The sequence below is a fragment of the Mycobacterium persicum genome (assembly GCF_002086675.1).
In the GTDB taxonomy this organism is placed as follows: domain Bacteria; phylum Actinomycetota; class Actinomycetes; order Mycobacteriales; family Mycobacteriaceae; genus Mycobacterium; species Mycobacterium persicum.
Map to the genome: position 1 here is coordinate 1 of NZ_MVIF01000287.1, position 694 is coordinate 694.

The following is a 694-nucleotide window of genomic DNA, read 5'->3' on the forward strand; positions in this document are numbered from 1 at the left end:
GGCGACTTCAGCGTGTACGTTGTGGTGGCCGCCGGCGGCTCCGGCGTGCACCAGCTGCCAGGTGTCGCGGGCATACAGATCTGAGCACGATGGGCACACGGCGGCGCGGCGGTTGTTGCAGCGCGTCCACACCGTATGCTGACGCCCGCCGTGGTCGTCACCGACCAGTTGGATCGGGTGGGCGCAGTACCCGACCGATTCCACCCGCCGCCACCATGTTTCGAAGCGTGGTGAGGAAGCGCGTCGGCACATCTGGGTGATCACCGCATCGGCATCGATGGTGAACGGCCGGCCCGGCAGCACGAACATCGGCTGCCCGCCAGTGACGGCGAGGGTGTTCACCGGTTTCCCTGGTCGCCCGGGCGTGGTGCCCGGAAGGTACGGGCCAACGCGGCGATGTCGCGGTCGGTGACGTGGAAGGCCCTCACCCGTAACGGGTCGGCGGTGCCGTCGATCATCACGTACCCGACCCCGGGGGTGCCATCAGGGATGAGGTCGCATTCGGCACCGCCATCGCGGGCGCCGTGGCCGAGCACCATTGCGGTCTGGGTGGCTTCGGTCATGCGCAGTCCGATGCGCACGGTGAACAACTGCCGCACCGGCAGGGTCTCTTTGGCCGGGTCTTGTACCGCGGCCACCACCGAAATCCCGACGGCACGCCCCTGCGACAGGAGCAGGCCGAGCAGGTGTTCGA

At 68.6% G+C, this 694-nt stretch carries 1 protein-coding gene and 1 pseudogene; both read right to left on the bottom strand.

What is annotated here, in order from left to right; all coding sequences use genetic code 11:
- Positions 1-309 (bottom strand): replication initiator (locus BST40_RS28425; RefSeq protein ID WP_317842863.1); only part of this gene is annotated, 309 nt, incomplete at its 3' end.
- A gap of 29 nt (positions 310-338) precedes the next feature.
- Positions 339-694, bottom strand: a pseudogene (locus BST40_RS28430) (FtsK/SpoIIIE domain-containing protein); the annotation flags it as partial.